The following is a 19,111-nucleotide window of genomic DNA, read 5'->3' as shown; positions in this document are numbered from 1 at the left end:
ATTGGGCGACTTTCAATAATAATTACGCACAAGTACAGATGTGGATGCGGGAATTATGAATAAGCAGTACCGATATCGCATGATGATGTCCCTGCTGTTCTGTGCCTTGGGCCTGGTTAGCAGCGCCTTCGCCAGCGAGAAAGCACTGGACGCCAGCCAGATTGGTGCTGAGCGGATCCCGCTAACCGGATATTTCAGCGTTCTGCAAGACGACAGCGCCAGTCTGTCGCTGGCCGATGTGCAGACACCAGAGATTGCCACCCGCTTCGCTGGCGGTCATCCGCATACCCAGCCCCTCGCCTACGGCACCACGGCCACGCCCTACTGGTTTCGCTTCCGCCTGCAAAATCCTACGGATCAAGCGCTGCAGCGCATTATCGAACTGGATTTTCCGCGCATTTCCGATGTCCAGCTGCATATTCCGTTAGCTGATGGCGGTTACCAATCCGAGCTCACAGGCGCTGCAAAGCCTTTCAGCACCCGCCCTTATGCCAACCGCAACTTTGTATTCCCGGTGACTTTGCCGCCCCACTCCGAGCAGACCTACTATTTCCGCCTGCAATCCAATACCGACCTGCTGGTACCTGCGCAGATCTGGTCAACCGAGGCCTTCCAGGCCCATGAACGCAAGGACTACATGACCCAAGCCTGGTACTACGGCATTGCTACCGCCATGGGCTTGTTCAACCTGCTGCTCTTCATTGCGCTGCGGGAAAAAATCTACCTGATCTACGTCATCTTTGCGGCAACCACGGTAGTGACCTTTGCGGCATTTTTCGGCCTGGCCCATGAATTTTTATGGCCCGGGGCGGGAATATGGGCAGAAAAGGCCATGTCGATTACAGCAGTGATGCAAGCCAGCATCTTCGCCATCTTCACCCGTCACATGCTCTCCACACCAATCAGGGTGCCAAGACTCGACCGGCTGCTGATCACGGTAGTCGGGGTAATGCTGTTACTCCTGTTCGGGGATCTGGCTTCGCTACCCGGTGCCTTTGTTCTCGGGCAGATATTCGTCCTGTGCGTATATCTGCTGATTTTCGGCATAGCGTTTTACTGCGTTCTGAAGCGCCAGCGCAGTGCCTACTTCTTTGTCATAGCCTTTACCTTTTACCTGTTGGGCGTCATCACCTACACCCTGACCGCCATGGGCATCCTGGCGCACAACGGCTTTACTGCCAACGCCGGGCAGATAGGTTCAGGCCTTGAAATGCTGCTACTGGCATTTGCCCTCGCTGACCGCTTCAACATGATCCGCCGGGAAAAAATCCTTGCCCAGGAAGAGGCGCTGAACAGCAAGCAGGAACTGCTCGACAGCGTCAGGCTCTCCGAGCGGCAACTGGAAGCACGCGTCATCCAGCGCACCGAAGAACTCAGTGCGGCAATGCGCAAGCTGAAAGAACTCAGCGTCACCGACGGCCTGACCGGGATTGCCAACCGCCGCCAGTTCGATGTCGTTCTGGGTAACGAATGGAAACGTGCGGAGCGCACAGGAACACCGCTGGCCCTGGCATTGCTTGATGTCGATCACTTCAAGAAGTTCAATGACCGCTATGGCCATCTTGAAGGCGATGAATGCCTGAAGACAGTGGCGCAGATACTGACACAAAACGTTTCACGCCCCGCCGAGCTGGTTGCTCGCTATGGTGGCGAGGAGTTTGCCTTTATCGTTCCCAACACCAACGGCCACCACGCCGCGCAACTCGCAGAAAAAATCTGCGCTGCACTTTGCGCCCACAACATTGCACACGCAGACTCCGCTGTCGGTTACCTGACAGTCTCCATCGGAGTAGCCAGTGTTATTCCGCGCCCGGATGCATCACCCGAGACGCTGATCAAAGCGGCAGACAACGCCTTGTACCGTGCCAAAGCGGACGGGCGCAATCAGGTTGTTCTGGCCGGAACAGCCATCGCCTGAACGAATCAATCTCTACCCGTTGTGGACGCCGCTACAAATCTAAGGGAATAGAACGTCATGCATGAAGTAAAAACCGGCACATCCATTACTTCGACCGTCGAGGACGCCTGCCGCCAGCCCTATGATCTGGGCGATCAGGCACTCGAGCAACAGGTGCAAAACGCCCTCAACCTGTTTCTTACCTTGAAGAATCCGGCGCAGATGCCGGCGCTGCTGAGCATTCTCGATGCGGTCAAGCCGCAGATACAGGCCGCTTTAGGCGCACTGCACTATGTGCACTTTGCCCGGTACTTTCCGGGCAAGGGCGGCAATGGCTTAAGCGCAGACAAATAAAAACGGGCACTTCTTGCGAAGTGCCCGTTTTCGGAATAAATGGCGCAGCGGACGGGACTCGAACCCGCGACCCCCGGCGTGACAGGCCGGTATTCTAACCGACTGAACTACCGCTGCGCGTAACCTCAAGATGGTGGGTGATGACGGGATCGAACCGCCGACCCTCTGCTTGTAAGGCAGATGCTCTCCCGGCTGAGCTAATCACCCTTGCTCTCGAAGTGGGGCGCATTCTACGGAGCGAGCCACAGCCTGACAACCCCCAAGTGAAAATATAATTGCTCGACTATCCAAAGGCTTAGCTCGGGCTTGGCCTCAGCCGCCAACCCGACAATAATGCCCGCCCGCTTGTCTGGAGAGTCACCCCATGTGGTTCCGCAATTTGCTTGTTTACCGTCTGACCCAGGACATTGACCTGTCCACCGATACGCTCGAAGCCGCACTGGCCAGCAAACCGGCCAAGCCCTGCACCCACCAGGAAATGGCCACTTATGGCTTTGTCGCACCCTTTGGCAAGGGCGATGATGCGCCGCTGGTGCATGCCAGCCAGGACTTTCTGCTGATCGCCGCACGCAAGGAAGAACGCATACTGCCGAGCAGCGTGGTGCGTGATGCGCTGAAGGAAAAGGTCGACGAAATCGAAGCCGGTGAAATGCGCAAGGTCTACAAGAAGGAACGCGAGCAGCTCAAGGACGACATCGTGCAGAGCTTTCTGCCGCGCGCCTTTATCCGCAAGGGCGTTACCTTCGCTGCCATTGCGCCGAAACAGGGGCTGATCCTGGTGGACGCCTCCAGCCCCAAGCGTGCCGAAGACCTGCTGTCCACCCTGCGCGAGGCCATCGGCTCCCTGCCGGTACGGCCACTGACGGTGAAAATGGCGCCTACCGCCACCTTTACCGGCTGGATGAAGCAACAGCAAGCCAGCAACGGCCTGCATCTGCTCGATGAGTGTGAACTGCGTGACGCCCACGAAGACGGCGGCACCATTCGCTGCAAGCGGCAGGATCTGGGCAGCGCGGAAATCCAGAACCATCTCGAGGCAGGCATGCTGGTAACCAAACTGAGTGTGGCCTGGGAGGACAAGCTGTCACTGCTGATCGATGACAAGCTGGCGCTCAAGCGCCTGCGTTTCGAGGATCTGCTGCAGGATCAGGCCGCCGAGGATGGCGGGGATGATGCGCTGGGGCAACAGGATGCCAGCTTCACCCTGATGATGCTGACTTTCATCGAGTTCCTGCCGCAACTGATCGAAGCACTCGGTGGCGAAGAGCTGCCGCAGGGGATCTGACCCGCGCAGACCGCCTGCTCTGGTGCGCAAAAGTCCCTCGGACGTTTGCGCACCAGCGCTGTTGTGCTGAACAATTCACAGCCTTTGCTGGCTACGACTTTGGTCGAAAGTTGCGCCGCCGCCGTACTTTTTGCTGTAACACTGGCAATGCTCAGGCTGCCACCCTTGGCCTGAAGGGCCTGTTTCACACTAAACTGCAGCCATGTCCTGATTGCCGGAGTTTGCATGTCGCTGTCCAGCGTATTGATCGCCGCAGTCAGCCTGACGTACATGGCCATCCTGTTTGCCATCGCTTTCTATGGAGAGCGCCGCACGGCCTTGTCCCCGCGCCTGCGCGCCTGGGTGTTCAGCCTGTCACTGGCGGTGTACTGCACCAGCTGGACCTTCTTTGGTGCCGTTGGACAGGCCACCGGACAGCTCTGGTCATTCATACCGACCTATCTGGGGCCGGTACTGCTGTTGCTGTTCGCACCCTGGGTGCTGCAGAAGATGGTGATGATCAGCAAGCAGGAAAACATCACCTCGATTGCCGACTTCATCGCCGCCCGCTATGGCAAATCCCAGCCACTGGCAGTGGCCATCACCCTGATCTGTCTGGTCGGTGTGGTGCCCTATATCGCCCTGCAACTCAAAGGCATCGTGCTTGGCGTTACCCTGCTGACCGGCAGCAGTGACTCCACCGGACTCGGCGCCCAGGACACCGCGCTTATCGTGTCACTGGTGCTGGCCCTGTTCGCCATTCTGTTTGGCACACGCCACCTGGATGCCACCGAGCATCACCGCGGGCTGGTACTGGCCATTGCCTTCGAATCACTGGTCAAGCTGCTGGCCTTCCTCGCCATCGGTGTGTTTGCTACCTGGGGCCTGTTCAACGGTCTGGATGACCTGCTTGCGCAGGCCAGGGAGGCCCCGCAACTGAATGACCTGTGGCACGCCACCCCGGCCTGGTCAACGCTGCTGGTACAAACCGGCGTGGCCATGATGGCCATCATCTGCCTGCCACGACAGTTTCATGTCAGCGTGGTGGAGAACACCGAACCACGTGATCTGGAACTGGCGCGCTGGGTTTTCCCGATCTACCTGATCCTGGCCGTCATCTTTGTCGTGCCGATTGCACTGGCCGGCGGGCTGCTGCTGCCCGCCGGGATCAACCCGGATTCCTACGTCATCAGCCTGCCCTTGGCTGAAAACCAGCCGGCGCTGGCCTTGCTGGCCTTCATCGGTGGCGCATCGGCGGCCACCGGCATGGTGATCGTCGAAGCCGTGGCACTGTCGACCATGCTCAGCAACGACATCGTGCTGCCGGTTCTTCTCTACCGGCAGAAAGCCAAGCGCCCTTTCGAACTGTTTCGCCACTGGCTGCTGTCGGTTCGTCGCATCAGCATTCTGGTGATCCTGTTGATGGCGTACTTCTGCTATCGCCTGTTCGGTCCGAATGTCAGCCTGGCCTCCATCGGCCAGATCTCCTTTGCCGCGATAACCCAGCTGGCACCGGCCATGGTTGGCGCGCTGTACTGGAAGCAGGCGAACAGTCGCGGAGTTTTTGCCGGCCTTACCGTAGGCGTCGGGCTGTGGGCCTACACGCTGGTGCTGCCAATGGTGGCTGACGGACTTGGCTGGTCGCTGCACACCTTCCCGGGGCTGGTGTGGTTACAGAGCCAACCTTTCGGCCTGGATGTTGACCCGATCACTCAGGGAAGCTTCATCTCGCTTAGCGGCAACTTGTTGTTTTTCTTCATTTTTTCAATGCTTTCGCGGAATCGGGTGGCCGAGCATTTGCAGGCCAGTCGCTTTATCGGTCAGCGCAGTTCGCTGCGCTCAAGCAACCGCCCGCTGCTGGCGGTGCAAGTCAAGGATCTACTGGCACTGGCCGCACGCTTTGTTGGCGAAGAGCGTGCCGAGAAAAGTTTCTTGCGTCTGGCGGAAAGCCAGAATCGCACTTTCAACCCGGCACAGAATGCCAACGGCGAGTGGATTACCCATACCGAACGGCTGCTGGCCGGGGTAGTCGGAGCCTCTTCTGCACGCGCCGTGGTCAAGGCCTCGATCGAAGGGCGCGAGATGCTGGTGGAAGACGTCGTACGCATTGTCGACGAAGCCTCCGAGGTGCTGCACTTCAATCGCGCGCTGCTGCAAGGCGCCATCGAGAACATCACCCAGGGCATCAGCGTAGTTGATCAGTCCCTGCAAATGGTGGCATGGAATCACCGTTATCTGGAGCTGTTCGACTACCCGGAAGGGTTGATCCAGGTCGGCAAGCCGATTGCCGAGATCATTCGTTTCAATGCCCTGCGCGGCCTGTTCGGCGATCAGGATATAGAAGAACAGGTCAACCGCCGGATCAACTGGATGCGGCTGGGCACTGCGCATACCTCGGAACGCCAGCTACCCAACGGCCGGGTCATCGAACTGATCGGCAACCCGATGCCCGGTGGCGGTTTCGTCATGAGCTTCACCGACATTACCGCCTTCCGCGAGGCCGAACGGGCGCTCAAGGAAGCCAATGAAGGCCTCGAACAACGGGTGCAGGAACGTACCGGTGAACTATCGGCGCTCAATGTCGAACTGGCCCATGCCACCACAGAGGCGGAAACCGCCAACCAGTCGAAAACCCGCTTTCTGGCAGCGGTCAGCCATGACCTGATGCAGCCCCTGAATGCCGCACGGCTGTTCTCCGCTTCGCTGTCGCACCAGCAGGACCAGCTGCCCGCTGACAGCCGGGAGCTGGTGCGCAACCTCGACTCTTCGCTGCGCTCGGCCGAAGATCTGATCAGCGATCTGCTGGATATTTCCCGCCTGGAAAACGGTCGCATCACGCCACGCAGACGCAGCTTTCCCCTGAGTGAAATCTTCGATGCCCTGGGTACCGAATTCAGTGTGCTGGCCAGAAACGAGGGGGTGGATTTCCACATACGCGGCAGCAAGCTGACTATCGACAGCGACCCGAAAATGCTGCGCCGGGTCTTGCAGAATTTCCTTACCAACGCCTTTCGCTATGCCGGCGGACATGTACTGCTGGGAGTCCGTCGCGAGGGCCAGCGCCTGCGTCTGGAAGTCTGGGATCGTGGCCCGGGGATTCCCGTGAACCGGCAGAAAGTCATCTTCGAAGAATTCAAACGCCTCGACAGTCACCAGACCCGTGCCGAAAAGGGGCTGGGCCTGGGCCTGGCGATTGCCGACGGCTTCTGCCGGGTACTCGAGCACCCGTTGAATGTCCGCTCCTGGCCGCATCGTGGAACCGTTTTCAGCGTCAGCGTGCCACTGGGCAACCCCGTCGAGCCGAAAATAGTTGTGCCGGAAGAACCCGCAGCACCGACCACGCAATCCCTCGTTGTGCTGTGTATCGATAACGAAGACAGCATCCTGGTCGGCATGCATAGCCTGCTCTCGCGCTGGGGCATGCAAGTGTGGACGGCGCGCAACCGGCTGGAATGCGAACACCTGGTCGACGAAGGCGTGACACCGCAACTGGTACTGGTCGACTACCACCTCAATGAAGGCGAAACCGGCACCGGGCTGATGATCTGGCTACGCCAGCGTCTGGGCGAGCAGTTGCCAGGCGTGGTGATCAGTGCCGATGCGCGCAGCGAACTGGTCGAAGAAGTCCACGCCGCCAATCTCGGTTACCTGCCCAAACCGGTCAAGCCCGCAGCCCTACGCGCCCTACTGAATAGATATCTGACGAAGTAACGCCTCGTCTATCCGGAGTAAACGCAATCCCCATAAATTGACCACCGCTATTGGCTTAATAAGTGTCCATCACCGAGAATAGTCACCCGCCAATAATCAAGGATCAATACGTGGATATTTATCAGGCAGACATGCAACTTAGTGCTGCAAGGCATCTTCGCTGGATGCCCGAACATATTCAGGTATCCGATAGCGAGATTTACATTGAAGGCTGGGCACTGTCCTTATGGAATCAGCCGGAGCAAACTAGACTCCTCATCAACGGGCAGGACATAGACAAAATTGAGTGGCCTATAGAGTCACCAGACATAGCAACGCATTTCGACACACTCCCCAATACCAAGGCTGCCCGATTTCGCTGCAGGCATACCCTTGAAAAAGGCAAGAGCCCTTACCTGAATGGCTTCATTCGATTCAATGTTACAGGCCCGTATGGCGAGCATCGCCTGTCCTACCGCACTGCTTGGTTTTTTTGTGACCCAGACCGGGAGTTCGCTGTGCCTTCACCAGCACAACGGGAACGAGTAATCGGCACTGACCATCTGGAGTTTTTCAAAATCGGTGGAGCAACAATCGTCAATCGAATTCAGCTGCTACTGCAGGAACGTTTTGATCGAACATTCAGCAACTTCAATTCAATCCTGGACTGGGGTTGCGGCGCGGGACGACTGACCCGTTACCTGCCATTTTTTACGTCTTCGATAACCGCTGTAGACATCGACCCGGATAATATCCGGGGCTGCAAGGAAAGCATTCCTGGCGTCGACTTCCTGCAGACTGAACTTCATCCCCCAACACCATTCGGCAACGCTAGCTTTGACCTGGTGATCGGTCTTTCAGTGCTGACTCATCTCAGGGAGCCTGTGCAGAATGCTTGGCTAGCCGAACTGCAACGAATCGTCTGCCCGGGAGGGCTGGTGTTACTGTCGATTCAAGGCATGGCTCAATCAGCGCTGTATCGGACACCCATCGAACGCTGCCTGGCAGTAAGAAGCGAGGGTATTCTGTACGTAGGTAACAACTCACAACTAGATCAGGTCATTGACGCACCTGATTATTATGTCGACGTGATTCACTCACACGATTATGTAATGACCAAATGGGGCAATTACTTTGATGTGCTGGAAATTGTTGAGGCCATTGCCGGCAATCAAGACCTGGTGGTCATGCGCAGGCGCTAGATCCCAGCTGCACTTTCTGTGAGCATCGTTTTATCCGACCACTCAGTTCGAAAAATGGTTCGGCCCGCCCACGTTAGAAGAACTGCCAAGCCTTGCGTAGCGATTTCACTATGCACTTACAACGGCCTTATTCATCTGGTCGAGCAGCTTAACCTTCAGTGCGATATCGTCAGCACGGCGAAAACCAGATCGGCGTCAAAACTTGCTGAAGCGCACGAGTTGCTTGCACGAAGATGTTATGGCAGGGGCGTTTCGGGCACTGGAGCGATCTCAATCATGCAGGGCAGGAAAAACTGCGCCGGCGACTTACCGGAGAAAACCTACTGACACCAGAGCGTTTTTCCTAAGCCACGATGCACCATTATATGGCGCCGCCTGCGCAGCGCCCTGAACTCCGGCGACTATCGCCAGACACTACCCGGCACTTTCAGCCTGTTATTCGCTGCAATCCTCCGGCGCACCTGAACTACGTCATGAACCCTTTTGCATTATCGAATGTAACGGGCACACTTACTCATCTTCAGAACAAGAAGTCAGTCATGCTTTTTCCCGTATTCGGTTCATCTCTCCTGAACGACCTCAAGGATACTTGGCGCTACTCGCGGGCCATCCTGTTCATGACCCTAAGCGACCTGCGAGGACGCTACCGGCGCAGTGTTTTGGGCCCGCTCTGGCTGACCCTTGGCACTTCGATTGGCGCACTGGGGATGAGTTATATCTGGAGCGAACTCATGCACAAGGATGTATATACGTTCATTCCAACCCTCACCGCAGGCTTGATACTTTGGCAGTTCATTTCAGGAATCATCAGCGAATCGCCCGCACTGTTCGTGCGTCAAGCATCCTTGATTCGCAATCTAAGTCTGCCGCTATCGATTTACCCGTTACAACTATTGCTGCGTCACCTGTTAAACCTGCTGCACTACGCCCCCGTCTACCTGTTGATCTCACTTTTCCTGCAACTGCCAGTAACGGCTAGTACGCTACTGGTAATCCCAGGACTGATTCTGGTCTCGTTAAATCTGCTCTGGATGTCGCTGCTGGTTGGGCTGCTTGGTGCCCGATTCCGTGACCTCGAATATCTGGTTACCTCGTCGATGCCGGTATTGATGCTACTCAGCCCGGTGTTTTACAAACCAAGCTTCCTGCCTTTTAGCGAAAGCGTGATCTGGCTGAATCCAGTCTCGCATCTGATCGAAATTATCCGGGAGCCGTTACTGGGAGCGCCCGCTCCGGCTTTCGTGGTCTATACCAACCTTGGCATGCTGCTTGCAGGCAGTGCGCTGACACTATGGCTTTACCAGCGCAAGCGTCAGCGTCTGGCTTTCTGGATATAAACATGGCATCTCTTAAATTCGACAAGGTCAGTGTCAGCTACCCGGTTTACAACAGTCGTAGCCTGTCATTGCGCAATCACCTTATAAGGGTCAGCACTGGTGGCATTATCGAACGAGAGTCCGGACGCGTGCAGATGGTAACTGCTTTGCGTGATGTCAGCTTTCAGCTTGATAGTGGGGATGCAGTCGGATTAATTGGTCACAACGGCTCAGGCAAGAGTACTCTGCTGCGCACCATGGCCGGAATCTATACGCCAACTACAGGCAAGGTTCTGCGCTCTGGCCGTGTGGCTACCATGCTTGATCTGGGTGCGGGCATGGATCAGGAACTAAGCGGCTACGAAAACATTACACGCATGTGTCTGCTGATGGGGGAGAGCAGCTCGCTCATCAAGCAGCATATTGAAGAAATCGAAAACTTTACCCAGCTTGGCGATTTTCTGCAGATGCCTGTGCGCACATACTCCAGCGGCATGCTTACGCGACTGATCTTTGCCATATCGACGTCTACTCGACCTGACATCTTGCTGGTAGATGAGATATTCGGGCTTGGCGATGTCGAGTTCCAGGAACAGGCCCAGGAAAGAATGGATGCACTGATAAGCTCTGTTGGCATATTTGTCCTGGCTTCGCACTTTGGCGAAATCATCAAGCATTACTGCAACCGTTTTTTTCGCCTGGAACACGGCGTGCTCACCGAGTGCGGGCGTGAGGACTTCTAGCTCGGCATCAATCCCCATTCTCCGCAGACACTCCCGATGAAAATCAATATCGACACCGAAAAGCAGACCCTTGAATATCAAACTGCCACAGGCAATGTCCACATCCCGCTGTACTCGCAAAAAGCCTTCCGCATGGTCTCAGAGGTCTGGATAAAACAGGAGTGGAACCAGCTTCACTGGCAATCCTTTTCCTGGTTGGGATTTCAAATCTGGCAGCTACCGGAAGATATTCTCAGACTGCAGGAAGTGCTGGCGCGCCTGAAGCCTGACGTGATCATTGAAACCGGAACCAACAGCGGCGGTAGCGCTATTTTCTTTGCTTCAATGTGTCGACTACTGGGTAACGGCCGAGTTATCTCCATAGATATCCACCTTCCTGAAGAAGTACGACAAGCTATTGAAAGAAGCCCGTTTGCCGACCTGATCACACTGATCGAAGGCGACTCCGCTGCTGCAGCGGTAGCGATGCAAGTCAAGACACAAATCAGGTCAGGGGAGTCTGTTTTTGTCTTCCTCGACAGCGACCACCACAAGTCCCACGTCCTACACGAACTCGAAATTTATGCACCACTGGTAACTATAGGTTCCTATATCGTTGCGGCGGACGGCGTCATGCAATCGCTCAGTGATACACCAAATGGCGACCCGGACTGGACTACTGATAATCCAGCCGCGGCCGCGCGCGACTTCAGCGCAGCGCACCCCGAGCTCACTATCCGATCTCCTACCGCCCTGTTTGGTGACGACAAGACCCTCAACAACCTGACCTACTGGCCTGATGCCTGGCTGCTTCGACACACTGACTGAGGCTATCTGCATGCACACCAGCTCCTACGACAAGATGCAAGCCTTCGTTCAGCAGCATCTGGATAGTCGCCGTCTGGAACACCTACGTATCTTCGACCTGGGCAGCCAAGATGTTAATGGCAGTTATCGACTATTGTTCGACAACCCTGGCTGGCAGTACCTCGGCCTCGACATGGCCCCTGGCAACAACGTTGACATAGTGCTGTCCAAACCTTATGCCTGGCAGGAAATACCCAGTGCAAGCGTCGATGTAGTAATCTCTGGACAAGCCTTCGAACACATCCGCTACATGTGGATAAGCATTCTGGAAGTCGCCCGCATTCTGAAACCGGGCGGCCTGTGCTGTGTGATTGCCCCATCCAGCGGCCCAGAACACCGTTACCCTCATGACTGCTGGCGTATCTATCCAGATGGCATGCGGGCACTGGCAGAGTTCGCTCAAATGGATGTGCTGCATGTCAGCACACAATGGCACGAACATGGCTATCTTGACTGTAGCGACTCTTGGCATGACAGCCTGCTGATTTGTCAGCGGCCGGACAACGGGCGCGTATGGAATGCCAAGAGTGCCCTGAAACGCTGGCTGCAACACCGCGCCTTGACCATAGGTTTGCGATGAGCCGCACTGCTAAGCATCTGTGGAGCTTGCTGGGGGGAGTCATCGCTCATGGCGGTGGCTGGAAGTTGAGCTTTGCCAAGGGCTTGACAGTCTGGCGCAACGAAGGGTTTGCCGGGCTACGTTACCGGATGTTGAGCATCGGCGCCGTAGCTGACGGTAAACCCGTCACCAAAGCTAATGGTGTCCCAGTACTTCGCAACGACTATCGTGAATGGCTGAAGCGCTACGGCCAGATCGACGATGCCCTGCGGCAAACTATCCGTCAACGAATCAGCGAGTTCAGCGTACCACCACTGATTAGCGTGATTATGCCGGTATTCAATCCCCGGCTCGACTGGCTAATTGCAGCCATCGAGTCAGTGCGCAATCAGCTGTACCCTCACTGGCAGCTGTGCATTGCTGACGACGCTACACAGAACCCGCAGGTACGCATACTGCTCGAAGGCTACGCGCAGCGTGACTCGCGCATACGTTTTATCCCGCGCAGTGAGAACGGGCATATAGCGCAGGCCAGCAACAGCGCCCTGACACTTGCTACAGGTGATTGGGTAGCTCTTCTCGATCAGGATGACCTGTTGGCCGAGCAGGCACTTTACCTCGTAGCTGATAACATTCTGCGCTGCCCAGAAGTGCAACTGCTGTATTCCGACGAAGACAAGATCGACAAACACGGACGGCGCCACGCGCCCTACTTCAAGAGCAGCTGGAATCCGGATCTGTTCTATTCGCATAACCTGATTACCCATCTCGCGATCTACCGCAAGTCACTGCTCGACCAGCTCGGTGGCTTTTGCACAGGGTATGAGGGTGCACAGGATTACGACCTGGCTCTGCGTTGCATCGAGCAAATACAGACGCAGACGATCATACACATTCCCCACGTGCTCTATCACTGGCGCAGCCATGTTGACAGTACCGCCGCCAGGAGCACAGCCAAACCCTACGCCATGCAGGCTGGTGAACGCGCTTTGCGCGATCATTTCTCCCGCAGCGGGATTTCCTGTCAGGTGATATCCAACGGCAATAGCTACCGGGTGCGCTACGATTTACCGAGCCCGCCGCCACAGGTCAGCATTGTCATCACCAGCCGCAATGCCATCGAAATGCTCAAGCGCTGCATCGAAAGCATTCTGCAGAAGACTAATTACCCGAACTTCGAGATTATCCTGGTCGACAATGATTCCGATGAGCAGGCAGCAGTAGCCTACCTGGCCAGTCTCGATAGGGAGCCGAACATACGCGTAGTACCAGGTCCCGGCCCCTTCAATTTTTCGGCACTGAACAACCTTGGTGTACGGCATGCTGAAGGTTCGGTTATCTGCCTACTGAACAACGACACCGAGGTAATAGACGCCCACTGGCTGGACGAACTGGCCAGTCATGCCTGTCGCCCGGGAATCGGCGCCGTCGGCGCCAAACTGCTCTACCCCAACGGTAGCCTGCAGCATGCCGGCATCGTCCTCGGCATCGCCGGCTGGGCAGGTCATGCCCACAAAGGTCAACCTGCTGAAACCCCCGGACGCTGGGGTAGAGCCTCGCTGATCAGCGGCTTTTCAGCGGTCACCGGGGCCTGTCTGGTCATGCGCAAGGAGTTGTACGACCGACTTGGTGGCCTCAACGAACACCAATTGCCAGTAGCCTGCAGCGATGTCGACTTGTGCCTGCGTGCCGCACAGCTCGGGCAACGCACCCTTTGGACGCCGTACGCCCGGCTTTATCACCATGAATCCGCCACGCGCGGCTACGATACAACGCCAGAAAAGCAGACCAGGCTAGCTTCAGAGGTAGCCTATATGCATCAACACTGGGCTCATCTGCTGCACAACGACCCTGCCTACAACCCCAATCTAAGCCTGGAAAGAGAAGACTTCAGCCTTGCCTGGCCCCCTCGGGCCTACCTGACTGAGCACCTGAGCGCGGAAGCCGTGTTAGCCGCCCAGTATCCAAGCACTGCACAAATCCATCCGGAGTCCTCCCAGCAATGAAGTTGCCAGATCCAGCCGCGACCCTGTTCGTCCTGCGCCCCCCTCCTCCCGTTGAAACGTGCCTGTTCTATCACAGTGTCAATCTCTCCCCCGGTGAGGAAATTACCGGCACGTGGGATTTACGACCACGCGTGGATGCCTATCTGGGCCACGTCGACTTCAGCGGCCGTTCCGTACTGGAGATAGGCCCAGCCAGCGGCTTTCTGTCCTTTCACATGGAACAGCGTGGCGCAAAGGTAACGGCGCTCGAACCGCCGATGGAGCACCTCTGGGACGTAGTTCCGCTGGCCGGCTTCGACAGAGCCGGATGGCGCACAGACTTCAGTAAAACAATTACCGGGGTGCGCAATTCGTTCTGGTACATGCACCATCTGCATGGCTCGCAGGTAAAGCTGATAGAAACCGATCCACAGGCCATACCGGAGGCCGTAGGTACTTTTGATATCGGCGTACTGGCTGCGGTGCTGCTGCATTGCCGAGCACCATTCAACCTCATCGAAAGCTTGGCCAGGCGGGTACGGAAAACCATGATCATCACCGAACTGTATGACGCCAGCTTGGGCGAGGAACCACTGTCAAAGCTGATTGCCCGCTCCACTATCCCCCAGGTTGACACCTGGTGGGCGTTCACTCCGAACTTCATCGTGAACGCCTTGGGGCTGCTGGGATTCGGGGAAGCCGAGATCAGCGTACATCACCAATTGCGCACGATAGATGGCCTCCAGGTTCCCATGTTCACCGTAGTGGCACATCGCTCCTGAGCTGCTGACAAAGACACCTAGCGTACTTACTGAACCTTCGCCCATCAGGTAATAGTTGCATGGACCAGACCAACACTACACTTATCGAGGACCTTCTCTCGCCCCAGCTGTCCTGGATGTTTCAGCAGCCACAACGGCTGGGAAAACCCAGCGGATGGTGGGGGCATGTGCCGTTCGCCTTCTGGCTGATTGCTGCATTGCGACCGCGCCTGCTGGTTGAGCTTGGCAGTCATCACGGCGTGTCCTATGCGGCATTCTGCGAAGCGGTTAGTCGGGAGCGGCTGGCATGCCGTTGTTATGCTGTCGACAACTGGCAGGGTGATGCACATGCCGGGTATTTTAACGAGGAGGTCTATCGTGACCTACTGGAGTTAAATCAGGCGCGTTACTCGTCCTTTTCCGAACTGATTCGTGCAAACTTTTCCGATACCGTCAACCACTTTGCCGATGGCTCCATAGATCTGCTGCATATCGATGGTTTCCATAGTTATGCTGCGGTGTCACGTGACTTTCAGCAATGGCGCCCGAAGCTTTCCAAGCGTGCCGTGGTGCTATTTCACGATACCAATGTACGACGTGATGACTTCGGTGTGCATCGGCTGTTTGGCGAACTTGCCGACCAGTATGATCATTTCGAGTTCCTGCATTGCAATGGCCTTGGGCTTATTGCCTACGGAGACCAGGTTCCGGAAGTAATTCAACAGCTCTGCGCCGAAAACGTAAGCCACAAGGGCTCCACCATGCGTGAGCGTTTCTCTAGCCTCGGCGGCCGCTGGGAAAGCCATGCCAACGAACACATTATGGCCAATTCGTTCGCCGAGCAGGTCAACAAACTTGAACAGGAACGAGTTCGCGCCATCAACCAGCAGGCCGTTGCCGAACAGCGCGCGGCAGAACTAGCGTCACAACTGCAAACAGTTGCCGAACTGACCAAAAAGCATGAGGTCCTGCGGCATGACAGCGCCAGACTCGACAATCACAAGTTACAGACCCTGCAACAGCAGTACAGCCAAACACTACAGGACAACGAAGAGCTTTCCAGTGCCCTGAAAACTGCCGAAGCACATGGCGTGCAGATCAGCGAGGCATTCACCAGCAGTCAGGCAAATACCGAAATACTGGTCAGCCGCATGGTCAATGAACTGCTCACGCGCCACAAGCCACCTGCTCCCCCGGGCACCCTGAGACGCCTTCGGCTTATGTTGCGGCGAGGACATGCACAACGCAATCCGGTGGCCGATCTGGTACGCCGCTCTCCGCTGTTTGATACCCAGTGGTACCTCGGCGCTTACCCTGACGTGGCGATGGCAGGAATCGACCCGGCCTTCCACTATCTGGCCCACGGCGCAGTCGAAGGCCGAGATCCAGGACCATGGTTTTCCACCGGCAACTACCTGCGACACAATCCTGACGTCGCCGGAGCCGGAGTCAACGCGCTGTTCCACTACGAAGTTCACGGACGCACGGAGGGGCGCTGTTTCCCGCTGAAATCAATATTTCAGGCAGTCCAACCCACAGCTTCCCAAATGCTCGAAACATGGCAAGAGACCGACCCCAAGACGGCCTTTCGTCAAGATAGTCTGCGGCAAATGCATGCCTTCCTTGACAGCGGAAAATCCCTGCAACTGCCAACTACCAAACAACCCTTGCTGTCGATCATCATAATCCTGCACAACCAGGCTCAGCTGACCTTTCGCTGCCTGCAGTCACTGACTGAAGCAATCGACGTTCCAGCCGAAGTACTGATTGTCGACAATGCATCCAGTGATCTGACTGTCACGCTGCTGAACAGGCTACAAGGCTGCCGGATACTCCAGCAGCAAGATAATTTGCACTTCCTGCGAGCAGCCAATCTCGCCTCTGAAAAAGCCTGCGGGCAGTACCTGCTGTTCCTGAACAATGACACCCTGGTAAAGCCCGGCTCGATCTCCGCTGCGCTCGCGGTTTTCCAGCAACGCCCCGACACCGGGGCAGTTGGTGGCAAGATCATTCTGCTCGACGGCTCACTGCAAGAAGCCGGCAGCATCATCTGGAGTGATGGCAGCTGCCAGGGTTACGGTCGCGGCCGAGACCCACAGGACAAAGAGTTCCAGTTCCGCCGCGAAGTAGATTATTGCTCCGGCGCTTTCCTCATGCTGCCGCGCAGACTGTTTGAGCAGGTAGGCCGTTTTGACCAGGCTTTCGAGCCGGCTTACTACGAGGAATCCGACCTATGCATGCGCTTGCGACAAGCAGGTCACCCAGTCATCTATGAGCCCAGCGTAGAAATCATGCACGTCGAGTACGGTAGTGATAACGGCAGCCAGGCAGCAGTGCAGCTCATGCAAAAAAACCATAAAACTTTCGTCAATCACCATGCAGAAGTCCTGGCCAATACTCACCCGGCCAGCGGTTCTTCATTGCTACAGGCGCGTATGCGCAAAAGCCTGCATGGGCGCATTCTGGTTATCGACGATCAACTACCCATACCGTCTTGGGGCTCTGGTTACCCTCGTGCAAGCGAGCTGCTGCTAGCTCTGCATGATCAGGGAGCATTCATCAGCCATTATGCAACCGCCACATCCGGCATCGACCTGGCCGAGGCCTATGCCATCCTGCCACGCGAAATAGAAATCATTGCCGCACAAGGTCTGGCTGGTTTAGGGACATTCCTGCGCAGTCGCAAGAATTACTACGATGCATTAATCATAAGCCGTCCGCACAACATGGCGGCCCTGCGTGCTGCACTGGATGATGATTCTGAACTGCTGGGCCGAACCAGATTGATCTACGATGCCGAGGCAATATTTGCCCAACGGGAAGTCATCAAGGACCGAGTGCTAGAAAGGCAATCTACGACGACGGCAGCAAGCGAACTAGACAAAGAACTCGGCTTGGCTGCCCCTGCGCAGACCATTCTCACCGTCAACCAGGCCGAGGCAGCACACTTCACCCACGCCGGTTACAAAGACGTACGTGTGCTTGGCCACAGCTTCCCGGTGCAACCCACCGCAAGTAGCTTCACTGAGCGACAGGACCTGTTGTTTGTCGGCAGGCTCACTGAGGACGACTCACCGAATTCTGACTCGATACGCTGGTTCGTGCATGAGGTCATGCCCAGGCTTGATCGTTTGCTAGGCAACACCTATCGACTTGATGTCGTCGGTGCCTGCTCGGCAACACTGCGCCGCAGTCTGGAAAGCAAACGGGTATGCTTTCATGGAAGAGTCGAGGATATTCGCCCGTTTTATGCTCGATCTCGACTGTTCATCGCCCCCACCCGCTTTTCCGCCGGCATACCGCTCAAAATTTTCGAAGCCGCCGGTAATGGCTTGCCTGTCGTGGCAAACAGGCTGCTTGCAGAACAACTCGACTGGAGCGAAGGCATCCAGCTACTCGCAGCAGATACTGCAGACAGTTTCGCCGCAGCCTGTGCCCGTCTGTATAGTGATCCGGTGCTCTGGCTGCACCTACGTCAGCAGGCCCTGCTGAGCGTAACCCGGGACTGTTCTCCCCAGGTCTTTGCCGACAGCGTTTGGCAATTACTGCAGGATGCCCTACCGCATGGCAAAAGTAATCCCGGGCTGGATTACCTCGGGAAGGTTTCCACTCACTGGAGCCAACCACCGCTAGAGCGCAGAGAAACCCAGGGGCTGAACTGGCTCGAGCACCCTCAGGTCATCTCTCGCTTGAACAGAAAGGTCTCAGGTAATCCCGATCTGCGCTGCTATCAGCAACTTCGCCAGTTCCTCGAGCAACGTGGCTGGCATTTCCCGGTCAAACGTGCTGCCAGCCTGGGCTGTGGCTTCGGCGGCCTGGAACGTGCCTTGGCGAATGAGCATATGGCTGAACGAATTGATGGTTACGACATCGCCAGCGGCGCCATCGCTGAAGCTCGCCGATTGGGTGTGCAAATGCATCTGCCGTCACTGCATTACCACGTAACCGACCTTGAGCGCCTACAACTGCCAGAAGCAGAGTTCGACCTGATTTTCGCCTACTCCTGCATCCACCACATCGACGACCTTGACCGCATGTTTAAGCAGATCAGACAGGCTCTGAGACCCGGCGGAATTTTCCACCTGCACGAATACGTGGGACCAGATCGTTTCCAGTGGACCGACATGCAGCTTGAGAAAATAAACGCTTTTCTGGAAAGTTTGCCCGGCCATTACAATCACACGCCAGCTGGAGTTTTCAGGGGCCCCAGAGAGCGCCCCAGCGTCGATGAAGTTATCGCCGCTGACCCTTCCGAAGCCATACGTTCTTCGGAGATTGCCGATACGCTGGCCAGACACTTCAGGATTCTGCAGAAACAGGAACTGGGCGGAGCACTACTACATATCGGACTAAGTGGCATCGCACAGAATTTTGACCCGCAAAGCGCAACGGACGCGGCCCTGCTCGAGAGTTTCTTCATGCAGGAGGACCAACTGATGGCCGCGGATCTGATCAATTCTGATTTCACCATTTTCACAGCCATAAAGGATTGAA

At 56.4% G+C, this 19,111-nt stretch carries 12 protein-coding genes and 2 tRNA genes; 12 read left to right on the top strand and 2 right to left on the bottom strand.

The genetic code is table 11. The features are described 5' to 3' along the window. Nucleotides 1–79: 79 nt before the first annotated feature. Together BLT89_RS03615 and BLT89_RS03610 are read left to right on the top strand one after the other, a co-directional pair. The gene (locus tag BLT89_RS03615; protein WP_172829112.1) at nt 80–1,918 is read left to right on the top strand and encodes a sensor domain-containing diguanylate cyclase; all 1,839 of its coding nucleotides are present in this window, start codon (nt 80–82) and stop codon (nt 1,916–1,918) included. Nucleotides 1,919–1,975: 57 nt separating this feature from the next. Continuing rightward, nucleotides 1,976–2,251: a hypothetical protein gene (locus BLT89_RS03610; protein ID WP_090193139.1), complete on the top strand. Its 276-nt coding sequence runs from the start codon at nt 1,976–1,978 to the stop codon at nt 2,249–2,251. Nucleotides 2,252–2,291: 40 nt separating this feature from the next. Here BLT89_RS03610 and BLT89_RS03605 read toward each other — a convergent pair. Further along, nucleotides 2,292–2,368, bottom strand: a tRNA-Asp gene (locus tag BLT89_RS03605). A 14-nt stretch (nt 2,369–2,382) separates the two neighbouring features. Beyond that, nucleotides 2,383–2,458 (bottom strand) — tRNA-Val (locus tag BLT89_RS03600). 157 nt (nt 2,459–2,615) lie between these two features. Here BLT89_RS03600 and rdgC point away from each other — a divergent pair. The 10 genes from rdgC (at nt 2,616) to BLT89_RS03550 (ending at nt 19,110) form a co-directional block, all read left to right on the top strand. After that, entirely contained in the window at nt 2,616–3,536 is a 921-nt protein-coding gene (rdgC, locus tag BLT89_RS03595; protein WP_090193138.1) for a recombination-associated protein RdgC, read from the top strand. 225 nt (nt 3,537–3,761) lie between these two features. After that, on the top strand, nt 3,762–7,226 hold the full coding sequence (locus BLT89_RS03590; protein ID WP_090193137.1) for a hybrid sensor histidine kinase/response regulator: 3,465 nt from the start codon (nt 3,762–3,764) through the stop codon (nt 7,224–7,226). A gap of 110 nt (nt 7,227–7,336) precedes the next feature. Further along, nucleotides 7,337–8,407, top strand: coding sequence for a class I SAM-dependent methyltransferase (locus tag BLT89_RS03585; RefSeq protein ID WP_090193136.1), 1,071 nt, complete (start codon nt 7,337–7,339; stop codon nt 8,405–8,407). Between the two features lie 539 nt (nt 8,408–8,946). After that, nucleotides 8,947–9,744 (top strand): ABC transporter permease, encoded by a 798-nt coding sequence (locus tag BLT89_RS03580; protein WP_157718778.1) that lies wholly within the window; start codon nt 8,947–8,949, stop codon nt 9,742–9,744. Between the two features lie 2 nt (nt 9,745–9,746). Further along, complete coding sequence (locus BLT89_RS03575) at nt 9,747–10,466, top strand: ABC transporter ATP-binding protein (protein ID WP_090193134.1); 720 nt, start codon at nt 9,747–9,749, stop codon at nt 10,464–10,466. 36 nt (nt 10,467–10,502) lie between these two features. After that, nucleotides 10,503–11,273, top strand: a complete 771-nt coding sequence (locus tag BLT89_RS03570; protein WP_090193133.1) for a CmcI family methyltransferase — start codon at nt 10,503–10,505, stop codon at nt 11,271–11,273. 10 nt (nt 11,274–11,283) lie between these two features. Next, nucleotides 11,284–11,892, top strand: a complete 609-nt coding sequence (locus BLT89_RS03565; RefSeq protein ID WP_157718777.1) for a methyltransferase domain-containing protein — start codon at nt 11,284–11,286, stop codon at nt 11,890–11,892. Next, nucleotides 11,826–13,877: a glycosyltransferase family 2 protein gene (locus tag BLT89_RS03560; RefSeq protein WP_197673532.1), complete on the top strand. Its 2,052-nt coding sequence runs from the start codon at nt 11,826–11,828 to the stop codon at nt 13,875–13,877. Before BLT89_RS03565 ends, BLT89_RS03560 begins: the two co-directional genes overlap by 67 nt. Then, entirely contained in the window at nt 13,874–14,638 is a 765-nt protein-coding gene (locus BLT89_RS03555; RefSeq protein WP_157718776.1) for a class I SAM-dependent methyltransferase, read from the top strand. Before BLT89_RS03560 ends, BLT89_RS03555 begins: the two co-directional genes overlap by 4 nt. A gap of 59 nt (nt 14,639–14,697) precedes the next feature. Continuing rightward, nucleotides 14,698–19,110: a class I SAM-dependent methyltransferase gene (locus BLT89_RS03550; protein ID WP_090193130.1), complete on the top strand. Its 4,413-nt coding sequence runs from the start codon at nt 14,698–14,700 to the stop codon at nt 19,108–19,110. The last annotated feature ends 1 nt before the right edge of the window (nt 19,111 follow it).

This window comes from Pseudomonas pohangensis (assembly GCF_900105995.1).
In the GTDB taxonomy this organism is placed as follows: domain Bacteria; phylum Pseudomonadota; class Gammaproteobacteria; order Pseudomonadales; family Pseudomonadaceae; genus Aquipseudomonas; species Aquipseudomonas pohangensis.
This window is presented reverse-complemented; position numbering and strand designations above follow the sequence as displayed.

Coding starts and splice junctions, on each gene's coding strand:
- BLT89_RS03615 (WP_172829112.1), top strand. CDS start 80: ATGATGATGTCCCTGCTGTTCTGTGCCTTGGGCCTGGTTAGCAGCGCC.
- BLT89_RS03610 (WP_090193139.1), top strand. CDS start 1,976: ATGCATGAAGTAAAAACCGGCACATCCATTACTTCGACCGTCGAGGAC.
- rdgC (WP_090193138.1), top strand. CDS start 2,616: ATGTGGTTCCGCAATTTGCTTGTTTACCGTCTGACCCAGGACATTGAC.
- BLT89_RS03590 (WP_090193137.1), top strand. CDS start 3,762: ATGTCGCTGTCCAGCGTATTGATCGCCGCAGTCAGCCTGACGTACATG.
- BLT89_RS03580 (WP_157718778.1), top strand. CDS start 8,947: ATGCTTTTTCCCGTATTCGGTTCATCTCTCCTGAACGACCTCAAGGAT.
- BLT89_RS03575 (WP_090193134.1), top strand. CDS start 9,747: ATGGCATCTCTTAAATTCGACAAGGTCAGTGTCAGCTACCCGGTTTAC.
- BLT89_RS03570 (WP_090193133.1), top strand. CDS start 10,503: ATGAAAATCAATATCGACACCGAAAAGCAGACCCTTGAATATCAAACT.
- BLT89_RS03565 (WP_157718777.1), top strand. CDS start 11,284: ATGCACACCAGCTCCTACGACAAGATGCAAGCCTTCGTTCAGCAGCAT.
- BLT89_RS03560 (WP_197673532.1), top strand. CDS start 11,826: ATGGAATGCCAAGAGTGCCCTGAAACGCTGGCTGCAACACCGCGCCTT.
- BLT89_RS03555 (WP_157718776.1), top strand. CDS start 13,874: ATGAAGTTGCCAGATCCAGCCGCGACCCTGTTCGTCCTGCGCCCCCCT.
- BLT89_RS03550 (WP_090193130.1), top strand. CDS start 14,698: ATGGACCAGACCAACACTACACTTATCGAGGACCTTCTCTCGCCCCAG.